This is a genomic window from Bacillus sp. FS02, from assembly GCF_024398395.1.
GTDB lineage: Bacteria > Bacillota > Bacilli > Bacillales > Bacillaceae > Bacillus > Bacillus altitudinis.
In genome coordinates this window covers 1,938,267-1,963,748 of the sequence record NZ_CP074101.1, presented here as the reverse complement: position 1 = coordinate 1,963,748, position 25,482 = coordinate 1,938,267, and the positions used below count along the sequence as shown (strand labels likewise).

General features: G+C 41.8%; 23 protein-coding genes, 4 tRNA genes and 1 other annotated feature. Of the genes, 8 read left to right on the top strand and 19 right to left on the bottom strand.

What is annotated here, in order from left to right:
* Positions 1-11: 11 nt before the first annotated feature.
* The gene (locus KFQ09_RS10000; protein WP_017368438.1) at positions 12-872 is read right to left on the bottom strand and encodes an SAM hydrolase/SAM-dependent halogenase family protein; all 861 of its coding nucleotides are present in this window, start codon (positions 870-872) and stop codon (positions 12-14) included.
* Between the two features lie 111 nt (positions 873-983).
* Positions 984-1,254: a binding site (T-box leader), on the bottom strand.
* 192 nt (positions 1,255-1,446) lie between these two features.
* Here KFQ09_RS10000 and KFQ09_RS09995 point away from each other — a divergent pair.
* Entirely contained in the window at positions 1,447-2,136 is a 690-nt protein-coding gene (locus tag KFQ09_RS09995) for an ABC transporter permease (protein WP_008347476.1), read from the top strand.
* Positions 2,137-3,018 carry an ABC transporter ATP-binding protein gene (locus tag KFQ09_RS09990; protein WP_061420779.1) on the top strand — a complete coding sequence of 294 codons (882 nt, stop codon included), beginning with the start codon at positions 2,137-2,139 and terminating at the stop codon, positions 3,016-3,018.
* Positions 3,019-3,057: 39 nt separating this feature from the next.
* Here the strand turns inward: KFQ09_RS09990 and KFQ09_RS09985 are convergent, their stop codons facing one another.
* The 11 genes from KFQ09_RS09985 to KFQ09_RS09935 all read right to left on the bottom strand — a co-directional run bounded on the left by KFQ09_RS09985 (position 3,058) and on the right by KFQ09_RS09935 (position 11,191).
* Positions 3,058-3,522 (bottom strand): GNAT family N-acetyltransferase, encoded by a 465-nt coding sequence (locus KFQ09_RS09985; RefSeq protein WP_212357702.1) that lies wholly within the window; start codon positions 3,520-3,522, stop codon positions 3,058-3,060.
* A 68-nt stretch (positions 3,523-3,590) separates the two neighbouring features.
* Entirely contained in the window at positions 3,591-4,778 is a 1,188-nt protein-coding gene (locus KFQ09_RS09980; RefSeq protein WP_035704177.1) for a S1C family serine protease, read from the bottom strand.
* 81 nt (positions 4,779-4,859) lie between these two features.
* Positions 4,860-5,654, bottom strand: a complete 795-nt coding sequence (locus KFQ09_RS09975) for an MBL fold metallo-hydrolase (RefSeq protein WP_007497388.1) — start codon at positions 5,652-5,654, stop codon at positions 4,860-4,862.
* 6 nt (positions 5,655-5,660) lie between these two features.
* Entirely contained in the window at positions 5,661-6,524 is an 864-nt protein-coding gene (locus tag KFQ09_RS09970; RefSeq protein ID WP_024718467.1) for a two-component system regulatory protein YycI, read from the bottom strand.
* Positions 6,511-7,890 carry a two-component system activity regulator YycH gene (yycH, locus tag KFQ09_RS09965; protein ID WP_017359976.1) on the bottom strand — a complete coding sequence of 460 codons (1,380 nt, stop codon included), beginning with the start codon at positions 7,888-7,890 and terminating at the stop codon, positions 6,511-6,513. The genes KFQ09_RS09970 and yycH overlap by 14 nt, the downstream gene beginning before the upstream one ends.
* Positions 7,880-9,718, bottom strand: coding sequence for a cell wall metabolism sensor histidine kinase WalK (walK, locus tag KFQ09_RS09960; RefSeq protein ID WP_007497390.1), 1,839 nt, complete (start codon positions 9,716-9,718; stop codon positions 7,880-7,882). The genes yycH and walK overlap by 11 nt, the downstream gene beginning before the upstream one ends.
* A 7-nt stretch (positions 9,719-9,725) precedes the next feature.
* Positions 9,726-10,433 carry a response regulator YycF gene (gene yycF / locus KFQ09_RS09955; protein ID WP_017359978.1) on the bottom strand — a complete coding sequence of 236 codons (708 nt, stop codon included), beginning with the start codon at positions 10,431-10,433 and terminating at the stop codon, positions 9,726-9,728.
* Positions 10,434-10,780: 347 nt separating this feature from the next.
* A tRNA-Phe gene (locus KFQ09_RS09950) sits at positions 10,781-10,853 on the bottom strand.
* Between the two features lie 26 nt (positions 10,854-10,879).
* Positions 10,880-10,956 (bottom strand) — tRNA-Asp (locus KFQ09_RS09945).
* 81 nt (positions 10,957-11,037) lie between these two features.
* A tRNA-Glu gene (locus tag KFQ09_RS09940) sits at positions 11,038-11,109 on the bottom strand.
* A gap of 6 nt (positions 11,110-11,115) precedes the next feature.
* Positions 11,116-11,191 (bottom strand) — tRNA-Lys (locus KFQ09_RS09935).
* Positions 11,192-11,523: 332 nt separating this feature from the next.
* Here KFQ09_RS09935 and KFQ09_RS09930 point away from each other — a divergent pair.
* Positions 11,524-12,048, top strand: coding sequence for a peroxiredoxin family protein (locus KFQ09_RS09930; RefSeq protein ID WP_039170410.1), 525 nt, complete (start codon positions 11,524-11,526; stop codon positions 12,046-12,048).
* Positions 12,049-12,077: 29 nt separating this feature from the next.
* Here the strand turns inward: KFQ09_RS09930 and KFQ09_RS09925 are convergent, their stop codons facing one another.
* The 4 genes from KFQ09_RS09925 to KFQ09_RS09910 all read right to left on the bottom strand — a co-directional run bounded on the left by KFQ09_RS09925 (position 12,078) and on the right by KFQ09_RS09910 (position 15,682).
* Complete coding sequence (locus KFQ09_RS09925) at positions 12,078-12,287, bottom strand: hypothetical protein (protein WP_025208323.1); 210 nt, start codon at positions 12,285-12,287, stop codon at positions 12,078-12,080.
* A gap of 14 nt (positions 12,288-12,301) precedes the next feature.
* The gene (locus KFQ09_RS09920) at positions 12,302-13,435 is read right to left on the bottom strand and encodes a DUF418 domain-containing protein (RefSeq protein ID WP_255835628.1); all 1,134 of its coding nucleotides are present in this window, start codon (positions 13,433-13,435) and stop codon (positions 12,302-12,304) included.
* Between the two features lie 132 nt (positions 13,436-13,567).
* A complete protein-coding gene (locus KFQ09_RS09915; protein ID WP_007497400.1) occupies positions 13,568-14,863 on the bottom strand; it encodes an adenylosuccinate synthase in 1,296 nt (431 codons plus the stop codon).
* Positions 14,864-15,079: 216 nt separating this feature from the next.
* Entirely contained in the window at positions 15,080-15,682 is a 603-nt protein-coding gene (locus KFQ09_RS09910) for a TetR/AcrR family transcriptional regulator (protein WP_304362744.1), read from the bottom strand.
* Positions 15,683-15,798: 116 nt separating this feature from the next.
* Between KFQ09_RS09910 and KFQ09_RS09905 the strand changes: the two genes are divergently transcribed.
* Positions 15,799-17,004 (top strand): cytochrome P450, encoded by a 1,206-nt coding sequence (locus KFQ09_RS09905; RefSeq protein ID WP_079919802.1) that lies wholly within the window; start codon positions 15,799-15,801, stop codon positions 17,002-17,004.
* 32 nt (positions 17,005-17,036) lie between these two features.
* Here KFQ09_RS09905 and KFQ09_RS09900 read toward each other — a convergent pair whose 3' ends face one another.
* From KFQ09_RS09900 to KFQ09_RS09890, 3 genes are all read right to left on the bottom strand, one after another.
* Positions 17,037-17,450 carry a VOC family protein gene (locus KFQ09_RS09900; protein WP_079919800.1) on the bottom strand — a complete coding sequence of 138 codons (414 nt, stop codon included), beginning with the start codon at positions 17,448-17,450 and terminating at the stop codon, positions 17,037-17,039.
* Positions 17,451-17,579: 129 nt separating this feature from the next.
* The gene (gene dnaB, locus KFQ09_RS09895) at positions 17,580-18,944 is read right to left on the bottom strand and encodes a replicative DNA helicase (RefSeq protein ID WP_003214779.1); all 1,365 of its coding nucleotides are present in this window, start codon (positions 18,942-18,944) and stop codon (positions 17,580-17,582) included.
* Positions 18,945-19,226: 282 nt separating this feature from the next.
* The gene (locus KFQ09_RS09890) at positions 19,227-20,183 is read right to left on the bottom strand and encodes a DUF4885 family protein (protein WP_110487684.1); all 957 of its coding nucleotides are present in this window, start codon (positions 20,181-20,183) and stop codon (positions 19,227-19,229) included.
* A 109-nt stretch (positions 20,184-20,292) separates the two neighbouring features.
* On the opposite strand from KFQ09_RS09890, the gene KFQ09_RS09885 reads away from it, so the two are divergent.
* From KFQ09_RS09885 to KFQ09_RS09870, 4 genes are all read left to right on the top strand, one after another.
* Positions 20,293-21,150, top strand: a complete 858-nt coding sequence (locus tag KFQ09_RS09885; protein ID WP_008347513.1) for a hypothetical protein — start codon at positions 20,293-20,295, stop codon at positions 21,148-21,150.
* A 498-nt stretch (positions 21,151-21,648) separates the two neighbouring features.
* Complete coding sequence (locus KFQ09_RS09880; RefSeq protein WP_035390120.1) at positions 21,649-22,530, top strand: alpha/beta hydrolase; 882 nt, start codon at positions 21,649-21,651, stop codon at positions 22,528-22,530.
* 209 nt (positions 22,531-22,739) lie between these two features.
* Positions 22,740-24,365, top strand: a complete 1,626-nt coding sequence (locus KFQ09_RS09875; protein ID WP_160758314.1) for an ABC transporter substrate-binding protein — start codon at positions 22,740-22,742, stop codon at positions 24,363-24,365.
* Between the two features lie 98 nt (positions 24,366-24,463).
* Positions 24,464-25,429 (top strand): iron-hydroxamate ABC transporter substrate-binding protein, encoded by a 966-nt coding sequence (locus KFQ09_RS09870; RefSeq protein WP_073415019.1) that lies wholly within the window; start codon positions 24,464-24,466, stop codon positions 25,427-25,429.
* Positions 25,430-25,482: the final 53 nt, after the last annotated feature.

Here is a 25,482-nt window from a genome sequence, read left to right as displayed (position 1 = left end):
GTTTCCTCCTCTTATTCGTATATAATGCGCGGAGCTTTGCGAATCGAAAGGCGCCAGCCTGTGCCTGTACCGATGTTATAAGCCTTTGCAAATGACCCTTGATTGATCGCCACGCCTAAATGATCGAGTGAATTGACATATACGAGTGGTTCGCCTACCTTTAAATCGGCAAAAGATCGTCCATAGGTCATGATATTTTTATACACATTTTTTGGCCCGTTGGCAATGGTAACTTCTATTGCATCCCCATAATTGATTGAAAGCTGTTCAAATAACGTATGATGAATGTTTGTCCATAGGTTTCCGAACCGCACATCTAAAATATCAATCGTCCCTGTGATCACTTCTTCTTCCGCATAAGCTTGTACGACTGGAAGGTGAATAATGTCCTCTATATTCGCCTTTGGCCCGACCTCTTCAAAAGAAATCACACCTGAAGCAATTCTCGCGCCTGTATAGGCGTAAATGTCTCTACCATGGAATGTATGTGATTTTCCTGACTTCGGCAAACGGTTGATGGTTTCATCTAAATACCGAGCCTCCACGATGCCAATATCCTGTGCGACATGCGTAAGTGTCCCATTATCAGGTGTGATGATGTAGTGTGAGCTTGTTGTTTTGACGACGAGGCTCTTTCGCTCTGATCCAACGCCTGGATCAACAACGGAGACAAATACCGTTTCTTCCGGCCAATATGTGACCGTCTGAAGCAACCGATAAGACGCTTCCCAAATGTCGTATTGGGGAATGTTGTGAGTTAAATCAAAAATGCGGATGCCGCTTCTCACTGTATTGGCTACGCCGTACATTGCGCTGACCGCTCCATCATCAATACCGAAATCTGATTGTAAAACCAATGCATGTTCACTCATGTTAATCTCCCTTTCATTTGAAAAAATGGTTGTGGTGTTTCACGTGGAACATTTGAACATTTGTATGAAAAAAAGTGGACAATAAAAAATACCCCATCCTTATCTATGAATCATAAGGACGAGGTATTTGTCTCGTGGTACCACCTTTATTTACTGTTTGCTCGCGCTAAACAGCCTCTACAAGTACAAAGCTCCAATTTGGCTCATATACTGTGGTTTTGATAACGAGTACCAACTCTCGTCGTCACCTACTAATATCATGGATATGTTCAGCACGAGGCTCAGAGACCATTTTTCGAATCATTATTTTTGCTTCTTTTCAGCTGCCGAAGCTCTCTGTGGAAAAATTGATGATTGTACTTTCTCTCGTCATTGCCTGTTTAACTATCTTGAATTAAAGCTATCATACATGATGTTTTTTGATAAATCAAGATATTTTTCTGAACATTTTCAAAAATGAGTTAACTGTTCTGGAAGAGTCTTCTTTTTTATAAAATTTAAGCAAATGTTAAAGAGCGAGATATGGTGTCTTTCTTTTCTAGCGGTATAATAAAGATGAAGGGAGGTACAGTGTGTGTGGACCATCTGTATGAATGAATTTAAGCAGCTCTTCAAAAGCACAAAATCCATCTTAACAATTGTTATTATTTTCATTTTATCTACTTTTGTATCAAGTCTTCCATTTATAGCTGCTTATCAAGGGAAGTGGGAACAGGCAAAGGACCCTTATTCCATTGGGAATGAACTAGTGATTTCGTTATTTGGTTTCTTCCTTATTTTTTTATTATCTCATGATATTTTGAGCCGCGAAATTCATTTGAAAACCATTCGTTTTCTCGTCAGCAAGACGACCCGTTTAAACATTGTCATCGGGAAATATCTTGGGCTGATGCTGTTTTGGCTCAGTTGCATTATGACCACATATATTTTAAATATGGTGATTTCACATCGTTTTCTGTTCTCTGATGCCTTAAAAATATTAACGTTTATCAGTGTCGGCATCTCCTGTGCTTTGTTTTTGTCCATGCTCTTTCCAACACCACAGAAATCGATGTTTGTTGGCATGTTGTTTTCCTTTCTATTTCCAATCATGAGCATGATGTCTGTTCTTTCTTCAGAACGGTTGATTCACTGGTTCCAATACGTGACGCCTTATTATTATGCGCGCTGGAGTGAACCGCTGACCTATGTGCTGATGAATGCCGCATTGACTGTTGTCTTACTCGTTGGAACGGCACTACTGTTTCAGAGGAGGGATGTCTAAGTGCTTCACACAAAAGGGCTGACAAAAAAATATCGGACAAAAGTCGCAATAAATCATATTGATCTTGATATCCATCAAGGGGATATCTTCGGCCTCATTGGACCGAAGGGTGCTGGTAAGACAACCTTTTTTAATATCATTACAGGGATCTCCCGCCCCACCTCTGGCACGTTTATCATGATGAACATGACGTCGTTAAAAAAAGTACGTCATCATATCGGTGTTCTGCCTGAATATACAGATTTATATGAAGGGCTGACTGCTATTGAGCATATTGCCTATTTATCGAAAATTACGGGTACTCGCCAGAAAACGAGCTATTATGAAGAATTACTCGAATTTGTTGGCTTACATCGTTATCATCAAGAGAAAGTCGGTGCCTTTACACCTGGGATGAAGAAACGGCTCGGAATGGCTCAGGCCATCGCTCATCGGCCTGACTTTATTTTACTTGATGAGCCTTTTGCGGATATTGATGCAGATTCTATCTTACATATCCAGCGGGTGATTGAATCGTTAAAATTCGAAGGAAAAACCGTCTTTTTAACAGCAGACGAGCCAAGGTTCACCCAGCCTATTTGTACCAAAACAGCTTTCATATCTGAAGGAAAAATCGTGTCCTCAAGTACTCATCCTCAAGAGAAAACCATCACGTCCTCAACCATTCGTGCCACCTTCAAGCATGCATGGATTGATGATGAGGTGAAGCCTGTTCTCACGCAGTACTTACAAAGTGTGGGAACAGACCTTGTGATCAGAGATGACGAGACCTCATTGTTGATTCGTTCAGAAGCTCAAGTCCCAGCCATCATCCGTGCGTTTGTGAAATGCAAAGTCGACCTATACCGAGTCACGGCGCAAGATGCCATGATGTCCACATAAAAAAGTACCGTACGCTCACTGCACGGTACTTCTCTTTTTTTATAAAGGCTTGCTCATGTAAATCCCAGTCTCAGCAAATCCCGTTTTCTCATAAAGTGAGCGGGCGATTTGATTATGGGCAAAGACATGCAGCGATAGTTTCTTCACACCTAATGACTTTGCCTGCTCTTCTAATGCCGTCATGGCCTGTTTTGCCAATCCTTTTCCTCGATACTCTTCAAACAAAATAAAATTATAAATAAATCCTTCATGCTGGGGATGATCTGGATCATAGCAAAGCCATACCCATCCAATGGCTTCTTCTCCATGTAAGATGTTCCACAACTCATGATCTTCTGTCTGAAGTCCTTCAGGAAGCAGCCGGTCAAATTGTTCCTCTGCGTTCTTTTGCGCTTCTTCCTGATTCCATGTCCCTGCGTGTACCTTTTCTTCTGCGTACCGCTTAATGGCCTTCTCTATCAAGACGTCATAATCTGTTTGCGACATTGGTAGTAATGTGACCAATCGTATCTCCCCCTTTTCTTTATCATATGCCGGGCATGTAAAAAAAGCCAGTGCCTTATAGGAACTGGCTAGCCACCGAACTGATCGGTTTGGGAGAGTTTGATCTCGACTGATTTTTTCTTTCCGCTTCGGTAAAATTGCACCTTTACCTTGTCGCCTACTTTCTTTTGATAAAGATATTTACGCAGATCGACGATGTTTTGTACTTCCTTGCCGTCAAACGACGTCACGACATCCAGCTCTTTTAACCCTGCTTTCCCTGCTGGAGACAAAGGCTCGACACTCATCACGACGACTCCGGTTGTGACCTTTGATGGCAGTTTTAACGTTTCCTGCCAATGATAGCTCGCAATATCTGCTAGTGATTTCATCCCAACACCAAGGTACGGACGCTTCACCTCTCCATAGCGCTCTAAATCCTCTATGACAGGGATCACCAGATTCGCAGGAATAGACAGCCCAATCCCTTCCACCTCTGACTCAGCAATCTTCATTGAATTGATGCCGATCACTTTGCCGTCCATATTGATCAAGGCTCCGCCGCTGTTCCCAGGATTAATGGCGGCATCCGTTTGCAAAACTTCCGCATTCCAATCCGTCTGTCCATCCCCATTAGAATCAACAGGGATCGCACGCTCCGTTCCAGAAATCACACCTTGTGTGACGGAGCCAGCAAATTCAAGGCCTAATGGATTTCCAATGGCGATGACAGGCTCACCTGGTTTGACATGGTCTGAATTGCCGAAGGCGGCGGTTTTCTTGATCTTATCACTTTTGACCGTGAGTACCGCTAAATCCATAAGCTGATCACTGCCGACAAGATTTGCCCCGATCCTTGTCCCGTCCTGAAGGCTCACTTCAAGCTGGTTTGCGCCTTTGATGACATGATGGTTGGTCACAATATAAAAGGTGTCACCCTTTTTTTTATAAATCACACCTGACCCGCTGCCTGCTTCACCGCCTTCTTCCCAAAAGCTCGACTTTTGAATGTTAATGACGCCGACAACCGTATCCGACATACTCGATACCACTTTTGTGACCGCATCATTCACGTTCACATTGACGGTCTTTAAAGGGCCATCTGATGCCTGTTGATCTCCAGCTGACTGCCAGCCAAAGGGGCTGCCGCTTTGTCCAGACACATAGGGGAAAAAGAATCCCATTAAAAAAGCTCCTACCAATACACCGATCAGACCAGATAGGAAATATCCTTTTCTGCTTCGTCTCGGCTTCCACTCTACATCGCGATAATCCACTATGTTTCCTTCCTTTCAGTGAATAGATGATGTATATAGTGTTGGTAAGAAGCTCTTATCTTAATCATACGATTGTAAAAATCATACGGCGCAAAGCGGGGTTGCTTTTTTCGGGTCCGTATCATATAAATCAAAGCCGTCCCCTACAACAAAGCCCTTCATTTCAAGCGTCTGCTGGACCGCCATACGGGCTAAGTCCTTCATGTTGTTGTCTTGACTCAAGTGGGCCAAATAAATGCGTGAGGTGGCGTCTCCAATCACGTCTGTCATAGCAAGAGCTGCATCTTCATTGGATACGTGTCCGACATCGCTCAAAATTCTGCGTTTAATACTCCATGGGTAGCGCCCCATTTGCAGCATGCCGACATCATGGTTGCTCTCAAATACGAACGTATTGGCTGATTTAATAATCCCCTTCATCCGGTCACTCACATAGCCTGTATCCGTCATAAGGGCAAGTTTACGCCCGCCATAATGGAATACGTAAAACATGGGCTCTGCCGCATCATGTGATACGCCAAATGATTCAACATCGAGTCCGCCGAATGATTGAACCGTCTCCATATCAAAGTGGAATTTCTGCTCCGTATCCACTTTCCCTATATGTGACTCCATCGCCTTCCATGTTTTCGCATTTGCATAGACAGGAAGCTTGTACTTTCTTGCCATCACACCGAGTCCTTTAATATGATCTGAGTGCTCGTGTGTGACAAAAATTCCGTCCAAGTCTTCTGGCTTTCGGTCGATTTGACCAAGCAGCTCTACCATCTGTTTGCCGCTTAAGCCCGCATCTACTAAAAAAGCATGCTCGTCTGTTTCTAAATAAAAAGCGTTCCCCGTACTTCCGCTCGCTAGTACACTGAACTGCAAGCTCATGTTCTCTCACTCCAATGAAGATTTGTCTTCTTTCTCTATATGATCAAGGGTTGAGCCATCAATGGCATTGATCAAATATTCTTCCTCTGTCTTTTTCTTTGAACCAGTTGCCACGCCTTCAATCTCTACTCGCCATACAGGAACCATGACTTGAGTGCTTGCACCTGGGTATTGCGTGTAGTAGCCAAGCTCCACTTTTTTCACTGTCGTGTTTTGGCTCAGCATATTTTGTGTATATAAGTCCTTCACCGTTTCAAGCGCCGGGACAAGGGTTTCTTTTCTCACTTCATTAATCGATGTCACCATCGACTGCCGATACGAGACGACCTCGTTTTGATCGTTCACATCCAATGTGATCTTCCCGATGGTTTCGGTGTCATCAAGACCTTCTTGGAAGATGTATTTTCCTTTATACGTTTGGAAAAAGACGATTTCACCTGTTTCTTCATCGATGCTCCAGAGCTTATAATTCTTGCCATCCAGCAAACGCTGGCTCACAAGATTGGTCGCTGCTGTTTTCATATCTTTTTTCGGCAATGCGACTGGTTTATTGAAGGTCATTTCAAGCAGGGTGACAGGATCATCTTTCTCGGTTTTCGGGAATGTGCTTTTCGTCTTTTGATCAGCTAATCCGTCGACATCCTTTTTCGTATATTGCTTTTTCTCAGCTGTAATGCGGTATCCAATCTTCGCTTCATCTGATAGATTGCCATATTTGATTCCGTCTGCCTTCATTTCTTCCAGCGTATCTGTTTTTTCGATAATCGCAAAATGATCGGTCGATCGCTTTTCAAAGTATTGAAAACCTAGAAAGATATCGAGAACGAGAAAGGCTAGGATAAAGATCGTTTTGGTCTTATTCCACTCCATGATTCTCGCTCCCCTCTGTCAGCAAATCATTCGATAAAATGACGGTTTTTCCGTTATATTTCATACACCATACCGGCTCTAGCCAGACAAACATCGCTTGATCCTGATCTGATGCCGTGGATGTCGCTTGATAGGCAGGGAAAATCTGTTCAATTTTCTCTAAATCATCATACTTCGTCTGCTTGATGATCAAGTTTTTCAGCTCTGTCCCATTCATCAGTTTGACCTGTTCACTCTGACTCGCTTTGTTGCCGAGAATGTAGTTTGGACGCTTATAACTCAAGATGTCATCATTCGCCCATTGTACTTCAAGTGATGTCATACCAAATGGATGTTTTGTGCTGTTGACGATCGGCAGTCCATCCATAAACATATTAAAGGACAGCTGCTGGTTGCTGTTAATGCCGAAGTATTGATAATTATCGGTAAAACTTCCGGTATCATTGAAATACTTCACGCTTCGCTTGATCAGATCTCCCGTTTGGAATACGGTACTAGAATTGATATTACGATGCTGATATTGGATGCGGTGGTCTTTTTGATTTGCTTCAAGACGACTCGTTCCATCTGTATACACCGTCCGGTTTAAATTAGACTCCTCCCCAACTAGACTTGGGTCTGTAAACAAAGCGTCCTTGAATTTGCTTGTCTTAATCGTTTCGATAAAGAACATTTTCGCTTCAAGCTGCTTTTGCTTCTGCGGCAGAAGGAAATCTCGTTTTGAATTCGTAGAGAAAGTATATAGATCATAGCGCGGCATCTCGTTTTGAGCGGCTGCAATACTATCCATCAGATTACGATAGTTGGCTGATTCAATCGTCAGCTCAAGCACCGTTTCCTTGCTGTATGAAACCAAATAGACTTTCTTATTGGCCTTATCCGGCTGAGCGAACGGCACAATCATCCGGTCAAATGAGTTGTATTCAATGGATTTATTTGGCCATTTAAACAGCGCTTGGAAAATATCAATCGGAATCGGATCATTGAACACAAGATCCAATGTTTTGCCTTGCCCCTCGCGTCCATAGAAGAAATTCTTAAATTTCTGCTCGGAATATTGGTCCGACACATCGGCAATCTCTTTGACATCCCACAGGCTCACATCATTCCAAAAGTTTTGGAAGAGTTCCTTTTGATCCACTTTGAAATGCTCTCCATTGGAATGGATGAACATCTCACGCGGTTTCACGACATCAATGAGACTCCGAGGCTCGTCGCTTGAAATCTTCTTCGTTTCCACGACCTGTGTACCGGCATCCGCCTGATCCTGCATGACGGGCTGGAACATCCAAATATTCCACGTAAACACAAGACTGATCGCAATTAGGATTGTCAATATAATGGTTTTAAAGGTCTCACGCTTCATCCCAATCATCCTCTTGTTCTTCATTGTACGGAAGGGTAAAGGTTACCGTTGTTCCTTTTCCTTCAATGCTGTCAGCCCAAATATCTCCGCCATGAGCCTGAACCATTTCTTTTGCAATCGCAAGACCTAGGCCGGTTCCGCCAAGTTTTCTTGTTCTTGCCTTATCCACTCGATAAAAACGTTCAAAGATTTTATCCATATCCTTCTTCGGAATACCGATTCCTTCATCTTTGACACTGAATAACACAAGACCTTGCTCCTCATCCAAATCGACAGTGAACGTAATGTGTCCACCCTCTGGCGAGTATTTCATAGCATTGGAAATGATATTATCGAGCACCTGAGTGATTTTATCTTGATCAATTTCCACATATATTTCACGCTGCGGCAAGTTGCGGATGAAATCGACATGCTGCTCCTTCGTCATTTCAAAACGATCAATGACGAGCGAGATAAACCTGATAAAATTCGTCCACTCACGATTGAATTGATAATCCTTGCTGTCAAACTTAGACAGCTGAAGCAGGTCATTCACAAGTCTAATCATGCGCTCTGTTTCATTTTGCGTGACACTGAGGAACCTTGGCGCAAGCTCTTTATCACCAATCGCACCTTCAGCGAGTGCCTCCAGATAGCTTCGCATTGTCGTAAGCGGTGTGCGCAGCTCATGCGATACGTTCGCCACGAATTCACGACGTTCCGCATCAATTTTTTCCTGCTCGGTTACGTCATAAATGACCGCGATCAAGCCATCAATCTTCCCATGCTCTTTCTGAATCACTGAGAAATTCACACGCAAAACAGACAACTGATCTTCTCGTTCAATTTCTAGCAGCATGGAGTCTTGATTTTCGACTAAATCTTCAAATGTATGAGTTTCTTCTAATCCAAGCAAGGACGTAATCGGCATCTCTAGAGCTGTTTCACGTGAAACATTCAACAGCTCTAGTGCTGGGCTGTTTAATAGAATAATGGCACCATTTTGATTCGTGGCAATGACGCCATCGGTCATATAGGCGATAACAGAAGAAAGCTTTTTCCTCTCACCCTCTGTCATCAGCTGCGCTTCCTCCAGCTCTCTCGTCAGATGGTTAAATGTCGTCGCTAGCTGACCAATCTCATCATGTCCATACTTTCGGACCTTTCTGGAAAAGTTCCCTTTGGCGAGCTCTATCGCTTGCTTTCTCATATCCGAAATTGGGTGTGTAATGGTTCTGAATATGAATATACCAAGTAGAGCGGTCGTCCCAAGTGCGATGAGTGTACCCGTCGCCAAAATGGTGTTGATCGTTCGCATTTGGTTAAAAACACTTTCCATGGATGAGACCACATAAATGACACCAACGGTTTCTTGGTTCTCATTTTTCACGGCTGTCGCTGATATGCGGACTCGTTTATTCGATTCTGGGTCATAGAATTTTTTCTCGTAGTCTTTGCCAACCGCAAAAATACGGCTAATGATTTGATCTGTGATTTTCTTCCCGGCAATCTCTTGACTGCCATTATTCACAGAGGCAATGACCTCTCTGCTTTCGTCAATATAGCTGACTTCAGAAATTTCATTAGACTCATCTTTGTTGTTAAAATCGTTTAATATCTTTTGAGCATCCTCTTTTAATTCTGCCTTGCTTTTCGATGAATCTTGTTCTAGGTAATACGATAACGAGTAGATTCGCTGATTCAAGGAATTATCATAGGAATTAATTAAGGACTGCTCTAGCTGCTTCACAAAGTACACGCCAATGATCTGCATGGCGACAATGATCAGCAGCACATAAATCAAGGTCAATTTAAAGTGAATCGAGCGAAAAAAACCTACTTTACTCATAAGAATCTTAGTCCTGCTCTGGGTTTCTTAAATAGTAGCCGACGCCTCGTCTTGTCACGATCCAGCTCGGGTGGCTAGGGTTGTCTTCAATTTTTTCACGAAGACGGCGGACTGTCACGTCTACTGTACGGACATCTCCGAAGTAATCGTAGCCCCAAACCGTTTGCAGTAAGTGCTCACGTGTCATGACTTGTCCAATATGTTTCGCTAAGTAATGAAGCAATTCGAACTCACGATGCGTTAGCTCAATCGTTTCGTCACGCTTAGACACGACATACGCATCTGGGTAGATCACAAGCGAACCAATCTCGATATCATTTGATTCAGATTCTTCCTCTGATTGCGGAGCAGCCGTCTGTCTTCTTAAATTTGCTTTTACACGTGCAAGCAGCTCGCGTGTACTGAATGGCTTTGTGACATAATCGTCCGCGCCAAGCTCAAGACCAATGACTTTATCGATTTCAGAGTCTTTTGCTGTCAGCATGATAATCGGCATATCATATTTCTTTCTCACTTCACGGCATACTTCAACGCCATCTTTGTTCGGCAGCATAATGTCGAGCAAAATAATGTCTGGCTTAATTTCTTCTACCATCTCAAGGGCTTCATTTCCGTCATACGCACAATGAACCTCGTAGCCCTCTTTTCTTAAGTTAAATTCCAATATATCCGCAATCGGCTTTTCATCATCTACGACAAGAATCTTTTTTTCCATTGTGATTTCCTCCTGCATTTTTAGCATCTATGTCATTCCATTTTGCATGTCTCATTACGCCTTTTTCATTTACGAAAAAAAGGCTCACTGTCTATTATAACGTTTTACGAGGCAAAGATAAAAATAATAACGGCTTTCTTTGCTAGTAAACGTTGGATAGAAGAACTTCACCCAAAAGATTTGATGACTTTTTCCTTTTTTATTGAAACTTTTCCAGTCACCAAACGTCTATATACATGTAACGTCTTCTTCTTATGGAGCCGGGCCCTACCTAGGTCCGGCTTCTCCCTTTTTATGCCTTCTTTTCATAATAAAAACGCACCTGCGATTGCAGATGCGTTTGGAAGTGGCTCGGGACGGAATCGAACCGCCGACACACGGATTTTCAGTCCGTTGCTCTACCAACTGAGCTACCGAGCCATCATCAAAAGATGAATATGTATAAATGGCGGTCCGGACGGGACTCGAACCCGCGACCTCCTGCGTGACAGGCAGGCATTCTAACCAACTGAACTACCGGACCTCAGTAACTTGCCCGAAAAAGCAATCGTGGTGCTCCTTCAAGCAAGTGAGGAAAAATTAGCTTAACGCTAAAGTAAATCAATGACCCGTACGGGATTCGAACCCGTGTTACCGCCGTGAAAGGGCGGTGTCTTAACCGCTTGACCAACGGGCCAAAACATGGTGAGCCATGAAGGACTCGAACCTTCGACCCTCTGATTAAAAGTCAGATGCTCTACCAACTGAGCTAATGGCTCTCGGTTTGTGAAAAGTAATTCTGAAGAAGTTGTACTGCGTCAAACCAATCGCTTTAAAAGCTGGAAAATCGCATCTTAACAAGTTTCAGAGACCTTTGCAACAACGAGATTTATAATATCATAGAGTAATTACATATGGCAATACGTTTTTCGACATTTTTTTAAAAAAAGTGTCGGATTTGATATCTTCTGTTAAACCGCCTAATCCTGCAAACGCCTTCATTCAATCATTGGCTACTGCCCAATCCAGCACACAGAAACGTTTGATTCCGATCAATATTGGTTATACAAGAAACAAACAGCATGGTGATTGAAAAAGGAGGAAGCATAGGATGAGTTCATTTAAATTAGGAGATAAAATGCCCGATTTTTCACTGCCAACAGTGCAGGGCGATCACATTGAGTTTTACAAACATTTAGAGGAGCATCAAAGCTGGCACCTCATCGTTTTCTTTAGAGGATCATGGTGCCCAGTATGTGTCGAGGAATTAAAAGAGCTGGAAAAACAGCAATCCTATTTTCAAGAAAAGGATATTCACTTAATGACGATCTCAACAGATAACCCTGAAGACTTGAAAGAATTTGCAGACAAAGAGGGACTTTCTTTCCCCATCATGTCTGACCAAGACCTCACATCATTGAAAGCCTATGAAGTCTTCTATCACGGGGAAGATGCCCCATATGAAGATCACGGGGTGCACGGAGAACCCGCCTACTTCTTATTAAATGAAAAAGGCCAAGTCCTCTATCAACAAAGACAAACAAGTCCATTTGGCAGACCGCACGCCAACGAACTGCGCAAAATCATTCAATACATTCGTAAAAATTTAAAAGGCCAATATAAAAGCCTGAAGTAAGGAAAAAGCCCTCGTGATGAGGGCTTTTTTTATGAATGCCTTTTATTATATAGCCAATCTGCGGTAAAAAAAACAAAGAGACCCGCCATGAGAATGATAAAAGTGACAGGTGGTTTATTACCCTGGAAATACATGTACAGCGCATGTCCTCCTAATGCGAGAAGATAAAAGACAAATGCTGTTACAGCTGCTTTATGTGTATTCGCTTGTTCTCTTTTCGTCATTTTTTTAAAAAACATTGTGTCTATCCCCTTTATGATGCTTTTTTCATCGTCACCCGGCGAAGTGCCCGTGAACGAATATATTCCATTGGCCCGATTCCCCAGACGTTTAAGCAGCATGCTGAAATGGCGATTTGCAGCAGGGAGATCAACAACCATGACAAGACGATAAGGGGGGCGTTGATTTGACCGCCAAGACCCAATCCCCAGCTGTAAAAAAGAAGCGAGCAGATGACATTTTGCAGGATATAGCAGCTAAGCGCCATTTTCCCTACATATTCAAACCAAGTCCACATGAACCATGACTCCGTGCGTGCTAGAAGCTTCGCCACGACAGCAATATAGAAAATAGAGAGGAATGGCGAAAACACATAGCGCACCACGAATTCCACTATGTCATTTGGTACAAAGACGAGCGCATTCAGCGGCAGTCCAATCCACAAACCCATTCGGAACAATGTTTTCCGTAGAGTTTGCCCACGCTCATTTGCATAAAATACACCGGCTCTCATCATCCGCACACCTAATAAAAACAAAAAGGTATTCATTGGGATAATAAAGATTGCTTCTTCTCGGTACATCAAAAAGTACTGTAATCGGTCTTGAACTTGAGATATCCATGTCTCCGGCAGTTGTTCTTCGTACGCTGGTTCACTGCTCTCGTCATAGGATTCATTTTCCAATTCAGAGAAAGAAAATACAACGAGAAAAGCCGTCACCAACAAATGAATGACACCCGAGACAATCATGCCTTTTTTGATGCGCCGACTTCCTCCACGGACAATAAACGCCACAAGCAAACCCGTGACGGCGTAACTCATGAGCACATCATATTCCATCACTAGCGCAAAATGGACAAAGCCTTCAATAAATAAAAATAAAAGAATCCATAAATATGTACCCGGCCAAGTCATATTTTTTCTTTTCGCCTGCTGGTATTTCAGCTCTAGCCCTACGCCAAACATGATTGTGAGCAGCGATAGCATTTTGCCATAAACGAACATAGAGACAAGACTTTCAAGAAAACTGCCATTTTCATATTCATCCGCAATCTGATCTGTCGCAAAGGTATCCCCTGCGTATGCAAAAAACCAGACGTTTGTACCCAATGTACCTAATATCGCAAAACCTCGTAAAATATCTAATAATCGTATTCTTTCTTTCACTAGAACGCTCCTTCCCTTTTATACAGTTATCATATTTTGGTAATATCGGGAAGTCAGTTCCGTAGAAATTAAGGAATATTTAAACAAAAAAAACACCAGTAAAATGTGTAATTTTACTGGTGTCTGATCAGTCTATAATGATGGACGGTACACGCTGCGGACAACGTTCGTTTGGGAACGGTCTGGTCCGACTGAGAAAATAGAAAGTGGAATACCTGTTAATTGTGAAATGCGCTCTAAGTAATGACGGGCATTTGCAGGCAGTTCACTTAAATTCTTCACGCCTGTAATATCCTCTGTCCAACCTGGCATTTCTTCGTAGACAGGTTCACATTTCGCTAATTCATTTAGACTTGCTGGGAATTCTTCAGTGATTTCTCCGTTCAATTTATAAGCAACACAGATTTTCAATTTCTCAATCCCTGTCAGTACATCAATGGAGTTAAGAGATAAATCTGTAATTCCGCTCACACGGCGCGCATGACGGACAACAACACTATCAAACCAGCCAACACGGCGCGGGCGGCCAGTTGTCGTACCGTATTCACGGCCAACTTCACGGATTTGATCGCCAATTTCATCATGGAGTTCTGTCGGGAATGGGCCATCACCTACACGAGTTGTGTAAGCTTTTGATACGCCGACCACATGTTGAATTTTCGTAGGACCTACACCAGAACCAATCGTCACGCCTCCAGCCACTGGGTTAGATGACGTCACGAACGGATATGTCCCTTGATCGATATCAAGCATAACGCCTTGTGCCCCTTCAAAAAGAACACGACGGCCTTCATCTAGAGCATCGTTCAATACAACAGATGTGTCCACGACATATTTTTTCACTTGCTGACCATATTCATAATACTCATCTAAAATATCTTCAATTTTGAAGCCTTCTGTGTCGTACATTTTCTCTAAAAGACGATTTTTCTCTTCTAGATTACGTGCAAGCTTCTCTTCAAATACTTCACGATCTAATAAATCTGCGATACGGATTCCGACGCGGGCAGCTTTGTCCATATAAGCTGGTCCGATTCCTTTTTTCGTCGTACCGATCTTGTTAGCCCCTTTCCGCTCTTCTTCTACCTCGTCCAATTTTAAATGGTAAGGCAAAATCACATGGGCTCTATTGCTGATTCTGAGGTTATCTGTACTCACATTCCGTTCGTGAAGATACGCAAGCTCAGTGACCAACGCTTTAGGATCAACCACCATTCCATTACCGATGACACAAGTTTTTTCTTTATAAAAAATACCGGACGGAATGAGGTGTAGCTTGTAAGTCACTCCATCAAATTTGATCGTGTGACCTGCATTGTTTCCCCCTTGATAACGGGCAATCACCTCTGCATTTTCTGAAAGGAAATCGGTAATTTTCCCTTTCCCTTCGTCACCCCACTGCGTACCTACTACGACTACTGAAGACATATCGTGCACCTCCGTTAACCTTTCAAAACGTTATCTCTTTCAAACACATTTATTTTATCAATGGACAATGAAAAAGTCAACGTGAAATCCGAACATTAATATCTCGAAATCAAATTTTGTTCGTTTTACATGTGAGGAAAAGCGCTTTAATTGCTCATTCTACGCTTGAACAAGAAGATTTCGATCAAAATTACTGTTTTTCTCATTTCCGTTTGTTCAGTGATTTTCAATCAATTGAATCATCGAACTTGCCATAAAGTCGGGTGAGTATGGTCTACCTTTTCTCAGCCACCACTCAGCTGTTCCAACATAAGCAGAAATGACAAATTGCTTCTGCATCTCGAGAGGAACGTGTTGTGGATCAGGTGTTGAACCTGTGACTTCTTCTAGCCCTAAAGTAAAGCTTTCTTCAAAAAAAGCACTGGCCGTCTGATGAATATTAAGCTCTCTTCCCCTTTTCAAGAGAATCTGATACTCCTCTTCATGTTCCTGCAAATGCTGATAAAAGCGGTAAATATACACATATGCTGCATGATCGCTCTTCCACTCATTTTCATGTACAGGAGCAAAGATAGCGGTTTTCATGACATCAAACATCTCATCCATGACCTGCTGAGCTAGGTCAAACTTATCCTCATAATGCTGATAAAAGGTGGTGCGATGGATTCCTGCCTTGTTCGTCAAATCTTGTACAGAAATCTTCCCCCATTCCTTCTCCTTTAATAACTGAAATAACGCTTTTCTTAATTGTTGCTTTGATTCAGTTACGCGCTTATCCCCTCTGTAGCAGTCCGCCACAAGCCGCTCTCCCCTTCCCATTTTCTTCAACAGATTTCGCCTTTCTGTTGGTTGAATCCTTTCTACTGATGAATTACCTTTAAATCTAACACAGTGAAAAAAAGGAATCATCTGACAACCCATAAGGAGTGATGATCATGGAAACAACAACACCTAGTGCCGTTCAGAAAGCGTTATTAAGAGGGAAAAATAAGCAGGACCCGTATCACCCATTTGATTGGTACGCCAAAATGCGTCAAGAATCCCCTGTTCATTTTGATGAACACAGCCAAACATGGAGTGTCTTCACCTATGAAGAAGCAAAGCGCGTCACCATCGATAAAGATACCTTTTCTAGTCAACCTCCTCAAGACCACCGGAAACATTCACTGATGAAAACAATGGTCATGATGGACCCGCCAAAACATACACGAATCCGTTCCATTGTGAGCAAAGCCTTTACACCCCGGGTGATGAAATTGTGGGAACCACGCATTCAAGAGTTAATGGATGATCTCATTGGACAAATAGAAGGTAAGGAAGAGATTGATCTTGTTCAAGACATCTCCTATCCGCTTCCTGTGATAGTCATTGCAGAGCTTTTAGGTGTGCCAACAGAACATAAACAATCCTTTAAAGAATGGTCCGATATCCTCGTCAGCATGCCTAAAAGTGAACATGAAAAAGATGTCGTTGAATGGCAAAAAACACGGGATCAAAGCGAAGCGGACATGATGGCGTTTTTTGCTGACATCATTGAAGGGAAGCGGCAGAACCTTAGTGAGGATTTGATTTCGCTTTTAATCCAAGCGGAGGAAGATGGAGATAAGCTGTCCGCAGACGAATTAATTCCTTTCTGCAATCTTCTCCTGTTAGCAGGCAACGAAACGACCACCAACCTGATCTCCAATATGATCTTTAGTTTGTTAGAAAATCCGGGGTCGTATGAAGCGCTCGCTCAATCACCTGACCTCATTCCTCGAGCTGTGGAGGAGGCTGTCCGTTTTCGTGCCCCTGCGCCTACAATTGTCCGGTATGTCACAGAAGACACCGAACTTGGAGGGAAAGTCTTGAAAAAGGGAGACAGTGTGATTGTCTTTCTTGCTTCTGCGAACCGGGATGATCGTCAATTTCCAAACGCACATGAGTACGATATACACCGGCACCCTAATCCTCATATTGGCTTTGGCCACGGCATTCATTTCTGCCTAGGCGCACCACTTGCTCGCCTAGAAGCCTGCACTGCCATCAAAGCCATACAGTCACGATATGAATCACTAGAGCTTCTCTCGTACGTCCCAATGACAAGCAGCGGTATGTATGGACTAAAAGCACTGAAGCTCCGTGTCACGCCTCGTTGCTAACAAAAAAGGCTCCCACGAGATGGGAGTCTTTCTTAATCAGGTGTAATTCCTTCTGTATTCATGAGCACCACTCGATATCCATCTGGATCTTCAATCGTCACGCCTCCTCGATCCCAGTACGGGTTCGTAGAGGTGACATGCCGTCCACCAAATGCGATCAGTCTCTTTTTCATCTGCTGAAATTCTTCTTCATTCGGAATATAGAATACAAGCAGCTGCTCTGGGTGGGGAATAGGCAAGCTTTCGTCTTCTTCATGTTTGGTGATTTCCAGATGAACATGCTGGTGAGGAAGCCCAAGCATGACCCCATCATACCCTTCATGCTGATCAAATGAGCCTATTCGTTTCAGCCCTAAACCTTCTTCATAAAAAGAAACAACCTCTTTCATGTTGATGGTCGGACGTGCGATGCGTAATTGAGCGGCTTCGAATTGTTGAAACTTCATCAGTCATCACTCCTTTTCTCCCTTTAGTATACGATCTGTATTTCTGTCTCTCCTCCTCATTTCGACTGTTTTTCAGTCATTCTTTCGATGTAGATGGATCAAAAAAAGCCCAGCTTCTTGAGCTGGGCTTTAAGCACCGGGCGGAACACCCGCATCGTCAAATCTTCTCTCTAAGTTGACGAATTTGTTATATTCTTTCACGAAAGCCAGTGATACCGTTCCAACTGGACCGTTACGCTGTTTCGCAATAATAATTTCAATAATGTTCTTATTCTCTGATTCTTTGTCATAGTAATCATCACGATAAAGGAACGCCACAATATCGGCATCCTGCTCAATACTTCCTGATTCACGAATATCAGACATCATCGGACGTTTGTCCTGACGCTGCTCTACCCCACGAGAAAGCTGTGATAAGGCAATGACCGGCACTTCAAGTTCTCTTGCTAGTGACTTTAAAGCCCTAGAAATTTCAGATACCTCTTGCTGACGGTTATCGCTTGATCGTCCACTCCCTTGGATGAGCTGTAAGTAGTCAATCAGGATCATACCAAGCCCGTTTTCTTGCTTCAAACGGCGGCATTTCGAGCGAATCTCACTTACTCTAATACCAGGTGTATCATCAATGAAAATCCCACTGTTTGATAGCGAACCCATCGCCATTGTCAGCTTACCCCAGTCCTCTTCTGTGAGATTACCGGTTCTTAGGTTTTGTGCATTGATATTTCCCTCGGCACAAAGCATACGCATGACCAGCTGCTCAGCGCCCATCTCTAAACTAAAGATGGCGACACTTTCATCTGTCTTGGTCGCAACGTTTTGTGCAATATTTAACGCGAAGGCTGTTTTCCCTACGGACGGACGAGCCGCTACAATAATCAAGTCATTTCGCTGGAAGCCAGCTGTCATCCGGTCAAGCTCTGAGAAACCCGTTGGAATCCCAGTGATATCACCTTTTCGATTATGAAGCTGTTCAATATTATCATATGTCTGAACAAGAACGTCTTTAATGTTTTGGAAAGCTCCTGAGTTTTTACGCTGAGCCACTTCCATAATGGTTTTTTCAGCATCACTCAATAGATCTTCTACTTCATCCTCACGCGTATATCCATCCTGTGCAATGGTTGTCGCTGTACGGATCAGACGTCTTAAAATAGATTTTTCTTCCACAATTTTTGCATAATATTCAATGTTTGCGGCAGTTGGGACAGAGTTCGCAATATCTGTTAAATACGAAATCCCGCCTACCTCTTCTAGTAAGTCTGTATTGGCAAGTTCTGATGTCACCGTGACAAGGTCAACCGGTTCCCCTCTATCACCAAGTACAAGCATCGCATTGTAAATCTTTTGATGCGACATTCTATAGAAATCCTCTGGAATTAATACTTCAGAAGCGAGCGTTAGCGCAGATGGTTCTAAAAAAACAGCACCTAATACGGCCTGCTCGGCTTCTATATTTTGCGGCGGCAGCCGGTCATCGAGAAGTTCCGTCATGCCAAGCACCGTCCTTTCATAAAAAAATACGCTACTCATCATTTTAACATTTTCATCAATAAAAAAGTGAAAAACATCAACTATAGTCAAAATTACCATGTCGATGTTTTGTTGAACAGCGAAACAACACACTTCAAATAGAAAAGACTCTGTAACATAAATTGTTATAGAGTCCTTTATATCGCTAATGGAATTTGTAGCTGTTGTTCACACATGTGATCGATACTCCAACATGGCATGAACACGCACATGATCAAACCTTGCAAATATCAGGTGCGTTTTTTAATCTATCGTTTTCTTAACTCCATAATTCACCTGTTGCCCAATGTCTTGTAAGGAGCCATTTTGATAACTAATAGATAACACCAAATCGGGAATAGAATCAAATCCGTTTTTGGCTAAGTCAAAGAGCTGTGCACCATAATGTGATGCAGCAATGCGGGCATTTTCTGCTGTGTATGGGTTTTTCAGAAGTTCTTCTTTGTAGATATCAAAAATGTTCGCTCCGGTATCCGTTACAAATTGACCGTTTACAATGCTTAAATCTTTTAAGTCGAAGCCTGTCACCGTTTTGATTTGATTGACAAGGTGGAACTTTGCAAGTGAATCCGGCGTGAATTGAGTCGAATCATCATTTCTACTTTTCATAATATGAAAAAATAGTTCTCTTGTATTGTTACTTGTATTCAGTATATCTTCTATTTGTTTGGCTAGGGTTTCGTCTGTTGATCCACTCACCACTAATTTGAAATGATTTGGATCAATGGTAAAAGTTAAATTGGCGTTTTTAGGAATGTTCAAACCATTGGTAGAAAACAAAGCTTGCAGTTGTTCGTTCACCTTTTGGCGATTTAATAGTTTCTTTTCTACACTTTCCTGGGTAGGGTCGTACCGATTTTCATTACGGAAGGCGGCATCATTAAAATTATAATACCCTCCTCTCCCATGGTTAGCCCAACCAATTTCCATAGAGTAAGCAGCATCTCTTTCTGGTTTGGTTAGGTCACTTCTGAAATAAGGAGAGTATGGATTTCGATACTTATCAAATATATGACCATGAGGATCTTTGAATCGTTTGTTTTGTTCATTTATTTTTTCGTATTTTTCATCTAATATTTTCATCCGTCTATCAGATTCGGTCATCACTTCATTTGTACTTTTAATAGCTGATTGACCTTTAGAATCTATTTGGTTCAGATTGTTCGAAGAACTGGCTGTATATGACGTATTAATATTCATTTTGATTCTCCTTTTTTAAGAAAATAGTGATTATTAAATATATCGGCAATTCAGTTAAAATTTGTTAGTTTAATGTCGATATAGTAATTATTACAAGGAGGGTTAATATATGACAAATACTATCTTTAAACGTTTATTATTACCAGCATTATTATTGGCGCTTGTTACTAGTTTTTTTGCACCTAAGTCAGCGGAAGCAGCAATTACCGGGAATAACAGTCCTAACACTGCAAGTTCAATGGGATATTGGAAAAATAGTCGTTCAGACACGACAATCTTACCTGAAGGTGAAAATGAAGCGTATTATCAGTTTACGATCAATAAAGGTGAAAGAGTTTATGTCAGAAGTTCGTATAATAAGCAATATACTGGGATGAAAATCGAGGTTTATAACTCAAAATATTCTGATGCGAAAACAGAAGTAATTAATCCTGATTCAGTAACACCCTTTATTTTTGCAAATACTGGTGACGTGACTTCAACTTCAGAAACTTATTTTGTGAAAGTAACCCGTGGTACATATACCGGAGACATGTATTTTTCTGTTTCCATTCAAGATCGTATCAAATCTGGAAATGGGACATTCAATTTTACGGGGACGGCTACAAACTTGGGGAATTCTTCTTTAAATTTTTTAGGGGTTGATTCTTCTGTCATTACAATGGATTTAACGAACAATTCTTCTATTCCTAAAAGTGCAATTGTCAAATCGATTACGACAACTAGCACTCAAACACCCAACCAAGGGAATGTCACACACAAACTAATGGCTAGTGATAGTAACATTTGGTATCAATCACTTTTCTCCTCTGCAACAAGTGGTTCTTATCGTATATCTCTGGATGATCAATTAAGAGTCGCTCAAAAATGGAGCTTTAAGTACAACGCAAAAGCTACCGCGAGATCTACTATGAGCAATGTCAAAGCCGATATCCGTTACGAATATGATGTCACAGATGGATTTTAAGTGAATGATGTTAACAGATATGTACACCAATTGATCAAAAAGTAAGGGCACATCCCTTACTTTTTTTATTGCCTCATTTTTGATGTTATATGTTATTTCGCCACTTTTAAAACAGCCCCTCCTCTTTCAACACGCTCTCTAGCAGAACCCCGACTGACCATTTCATTTTGTTATGAATGAAAATGTTAAAAAGAAGAGTAGTGTATTTTTGTATGAAAGGACGGTGCTTGGTATGGCAGAACTTCTCGATGACCGGCTGCCGACGCAAAATATAGAAGCAGAGCAGGCCGCACCAATGAATTGGGCAAAATTAACATTTATATAACTTTATGAACATTTGACTTTATAATTAATAACTATTATTATTTGGTGTGCTCACATGATAATTGAGAATCATTTTCATTTGAAGTTTTCAAGTAATACTCTCATCCAACCAATATTCACAAGTCTGCTTTTATCACCATATGAGGATCATTTTGAGGAAGGGAATTTTTATATATGTTGAAACACCCTGAAGGAATGGGTACTGAGAATTCACTTTTCGGAGAAAGCCGCCCCTTTTTTATACCTGGGACGGAGCAACTGGATATCACAGCACACCCATACAGACTTTTTATATTTAAACCGAATGCTACTCCTCCAGCGGCTGGTTTTCCAGTCATGTACGTACTTGATGGAAATTCGCTTTTTGGCACAATGGTCGAAGCCATTCGTTTACAGTCAAGAAGACCTGAAAAAACAGGAATCATACCTGCAATCATTGTTGGAATTGGCTATCAAACAGAAGAATCCTATCATCCGCTTAGGCATTATGATCTCACTCTTACCGCCCCTGATGCTTCCATTGGGAGGAAAAGAAAGGACTTCTCCAACCATACATATGGCGGCGCTTCTACTTTCTTTTCTTTTTTAGAAATGACGGTAAAGCCCTATATCGAACAACGCTTTCCGATCAACCAAAGTCGTCAAACACTGTTTGGGCATTCTCTTGGCGGTCTTTTTGTATTACACACACTATTTGAGCACCCTGATGCTTATCAGACATATATTGCAGGGAGCCCTTCTATCCACTGGAACAAAAAATTATTTCTAGAAAAAGAACACCAATTCACCAACTATATACGTCAGGTGCCTATGGATGTCAGGCTGCTTGTAGGTGTAGGTGAGTTAGAAAAACATCATCCATGTCAAATGAATGATCATGCCAATTCACTAGCAAATCGTATGTTGCCTTTATCGTCATACGGCTTGCATACTGCCTATCACGAGTTCCCTGAAGAAGGACATACGTCCGTTTTGCCGGTGCTGATGAATTATGCTTTTCGTTTTGCACTCTATCATGATGATCCTTTAACAACCACAGACATGAAAAAAAGCTAGTGAACACACGAAATATAGTGATCTATCTCAAAAGATTGCCCTTATCACAGGCGCAGGACGGACAACGAATGCAAGTATTTCTCTATACCCTACGCACCCTGATCTCCATCAGGGTGCTTTTTTGACAGAATAAACACACCATTTTCCAGCTCTTTCTGATACAATTCAATTGAGAATGTTTATCAATTAATAAGAGATCAGGTGGTTTTATGGGAAACAATCATCAATTATGTACAAAGGTAAATGCTGAACACTGCATTTATCGATTAACATATACTGAAAAAATAAATAATGCAGATCTTCCACATACGGAGCAGCAGTTGTCAGATACTTTCTGCCTCCTCTTTAGCATAAGCGGCAGCGGTTTACTTACATTGAATGATCAAAGATGGCGGTTGAAAAATCTGACACTCTATACGATGATGCCTGGGGAAACATTTATGTTGAAAACAGAGCCTTATCAAAAACACGAGCTCTATCTGTTTCGATTTCAGATGTACACGCTACAAGGTCAAAACATAGAAGAAGTATCAACTGAACATGCCCGTTCTTTACTGAATGTATGGCAATTTATCGATATTAGCTCGATTGAACAAATTCATTCTTTACTGTCCGACATGACAACAGAATGGCAAAAACCTGAATCCATTGGCTTTTTTAGAAGCCAAACCCTTTTTCAACAGCTCATCCTGCAGCTTTTCACACTGCATAAAGAAGACATTTGTGACACAACACACGCCCTTTTCAAAACAAAACAATATATCGATCAACATTCCGAAGAACCTCTCAGCCTTACAAGTCTATCTCATATGGCTGGTATCAGCGCCAATCATTACAGCGAGCTATTTAAAAAGCATTTTGATGTGAGTGTCACTGATTATATCACCAAGAAAAGACTGGCTAGAGCCAAACAGTTAATGGCGAAAGGTCATGCAAAGCTCAAAGACATTGCACAGGACATCGGCTATCAAGACCCCTATTACTTTAGCCGCATCTTTAAGAAAAAAACGGGTATCACTCCTTCTGCTTATATGAAAAGCCGTCAACGGAAAATGGCTGCCTATGGCCATTCCATACTCGGGCAGCTCACACCTATTCATATCATCCCATATGCTGCCCCTCTTCACCCTAAATGGACAGCACATGATTTTGAGCATTATGCAGAAGAAATTCCGATCCATCTGAGTGCACATCGTATCAACGAGCACGCTGAAGCCAATTTACAGCAATTGAAGGAAGCACAACCTGAGCTGATCATTGCCAATGATCATGTGACAGAGGCAGAAAAACAAGCGTTGAAAACCATCTGTCCTGTACACTTTGTTCCATTCACACAATTGGATTGGCGCACTCAATTCAGACAAACAGCTCTGTTCTTAAACGAAACGAGGGAAGCAGAAGAATGGCTGCTTCATTACGAAGAACTCGTTAATCAAGCGAAAAAGGAATGCGTTATTGATCATCCACCAAGAACCGTCCTGCCTCTTCGTATCTTTCAAGATCAGCTCTACTTATCTGTCAATCGCACCTTGTCAGAAGTAATTTTTCATGACATTGGCCTTCTGCCAGCTTTTCAGAATGATGGCCAGCTCATCGAAAAAAAAATCAGCATTCACTCTATACAGCAGTTAGACCCAGATGCCATCTTCCTTTTGTTGCATAAAGAACCAAAAACTCTTGCTTTTTATCAAAAGTTAAAGCAACAGGAGGCTTGGCAAAATCTCAAGGCTGTGACGCAACAAGCCGTCTATCCACTCGCTTCTGACCCTTGGCGTGAATACACAGCAGCCAGTCATCAACGAGTCATTCAGGACCTTTTATCTTTTTTTCCGTAAAAAGTCCATCACTAGACAGATCATTGTCTATGGATAAAAGGACGAATGACTACTACAATCTTTAATTGAGAACAATTATCAGTTAAAGGAGAAAACAAATGAAAAAATGGTTCGCATTGCTTATCCTTTGTATCATGACGATCATCGCAGCAGCCTGTGGTGCTGCAGAAAATAAACCGGCTTCAAACACAACCAAAAGCAAGTCAGCTGAAGCAGCAGAAACAAACATCAAATATTTAGATCAAACGTACAAACTCAAAACACCAGTGAAAAGAGTCGTCATTGCTGGAAGCCTAGAATCGATGGAAGATGCAAAACTACTTGGTATCGAGCCTATTGGTGCTTCTACTGTCGGCGGCACTTTCCCTGAATTATTTAAAGACATTACAGCAAAAACAGAAGGCATTGGGGAAAAAACAGAACCGAACCTAGAAAAAATCTTAAAACTAAAACCAGACGTGATACTCGGATCAACCAAGTTCCCGCCTGCAACAATTAAAAAACTAGATAAAGTTCAAACGACGATCCCAGTATCACATGTCTCTTCCGACTGGGAAAGCAACCTTTTATTACTCGGTGAACTGACTGGAAAAAGTGAAGAAGCGAAAAGCATCATTTCTGATTATCAGAAAGATCTCAAACAAGCGAAAGAAACCCTGAAAGACAAAAGCAACAACAAAACAGCTGTCATTTTACGCATTAGACAGGGCGACCTGTACGTGTACCCTGAAGACGTATACTTCAACTCTACTTTATATGGGGACTTAGGATTTACAGCACCAAGTGATATCAAAAAAGCCAAAGCACAAGCAATGATTTCATTGGAACGCCTAGGTGAACTCAATCCTGATTATATCTTTGTTCAATTCTCCCAAGAGGAAAACTCATCGAATCCAAATGCATTGAAGGACTTAGAGGGAAATAAAATTTGGAACAGCCTAAAAGCTGTGAAAAATGGACACATCAATGAAAATGTCGTTGATCCTATGCTTCAGGGAGGAACAGCACTAAGCAAAACCACCTTCCTTGATCAGGCTGTCAAATGGCTAGATCAAACCAACTAAAAAGATGCGCATCTTGACAAAGGGCTAAACATTTTAGTCCTTTGTTCTTCTTT

Bases quoted from the DNA above. Each gene is read 5' to 3' on its own strand.
- KFQ09_RS09915 (WP_007497400.1), bottom strand. From the start codon at position 14,863: ATGTCTTCAGTAGTCGTAGTAGGTACGCAGTGGGGTGACGAAGGGAAA.
- KFQ09_RS10000 (WP_017368438.1), bottom strand. From the start codon at position 872: ATGAGTGAACATGCATTGGTTTTACAATCAGATTTCGGTATTGATGAT.
- yycH (WP_017359976.1), bottom strand. From the start codon at position 7,890: ATGAAGCGTGAGACCTTTAAAACCATTATATTGACAATCCTAATTGCG.
- KFQ09_RS09875 (WP_160758314.1), top strand. From the start codon at position 22,740: ATGGGAAACAATCATCAATTATGTACAAAGGTAAATGCTGAACACTGC.
- dnaB (WP_003214779.1), bottom strand. From the start codon at position 18,944: ATGACGGAACTTCTCGATGACCGGCTGCCGCCGCAAAATATAGAAGCC.
- KFQ09_RS09905 (WP_079919802.1), top strand. From the start codon at position 15,799: ATGGAAACAACAACACCTAGTGCCGTTCAGAAAGCGTTATTAAGAGGG.
- KFQ09_RS09925 (WP_025208323.1), bottom strand. From the start codon at position 12,287: ATGTTTTTTAAAAAAATGACGAAAAGAGAACAAGCGAATACACATAAA.
- KFQ09_RS09885 (WP_008347513.1), top strand. From the start codon at position 20,293: ATGACAAATACTATCTTTAAACGTTTATTATTACCAGCATTATTATTG.
- KFQ09_RS09930 (WP_039170410.1), top strand. From the start codon at position 11,524: ATGAGTTCATTTAAATTAGGAGATAAAATGCCCGATTTTTCACTGCCA.
- KFQ09_RS09870 (WP_073415019.1), top strand. From the start codon at position 24,464: ATGAAAAAATGGTTCGCATTGCTTATCCTTTGTATCATGACGATCATC.
- walK (WP_007497390.1), bottom strand. From the start codon at position 9,718: ATGAGTAAAGTAGGTTTTTTTCGCTCGATTCACTTTAAATTGACCTTG.
- KFQ09_RS09890 (WP_110487684.1), bottom strand. From the start codon at position 20,183: ATGAATATTAATACGTCATATACAGCCAGTTCTTCGAACAATCTGAAC.
- yycF (WP_017359978.1), bottom strand. From the start codon at position 10,433: ATGGAAAAAAAGATTCTTGTCGTAGATGATGAAAAGCCGATTGCGGAT.
- KFQ09_RS09900 (WP_079919800.1), bottom strand. From the start codon at position 17,450: ATGAAGTTTCAACAATTCGAAGCCGCTCAATTACGCATCGCACGTCCG.
- KFQ09_RS09880 (WP_035390120.1), top strand. From the start codon at position 21,649: ATGTTGAAACACCCTGAAGGAATGGGTACTGAGAATTCACTTTTCGGA.
- KFQ09_RS09910 (WP_304362744.1), bottom strand. From the start codon at position 15,682: ATGGGAAGGGGAGAGCGGCTTGTGGCGGACTGCTACAGAGGGGATAAG.
- KFQ09_RS09975 (WP_007497388.1), bottom strand. From the start codon at position 5,654: ATGAGCTTGCAGTTCAGTGTACTAGCGAGCGGAAGTACGGGGAACGCT.
- KFQ09_RS09970 (WP_024718467.1), bottom strand. From the start codon at position 6,524: ATGGAGTGGAATAAGACCAAAACGATCTTTATCCTAGCCTTTCTCGTT.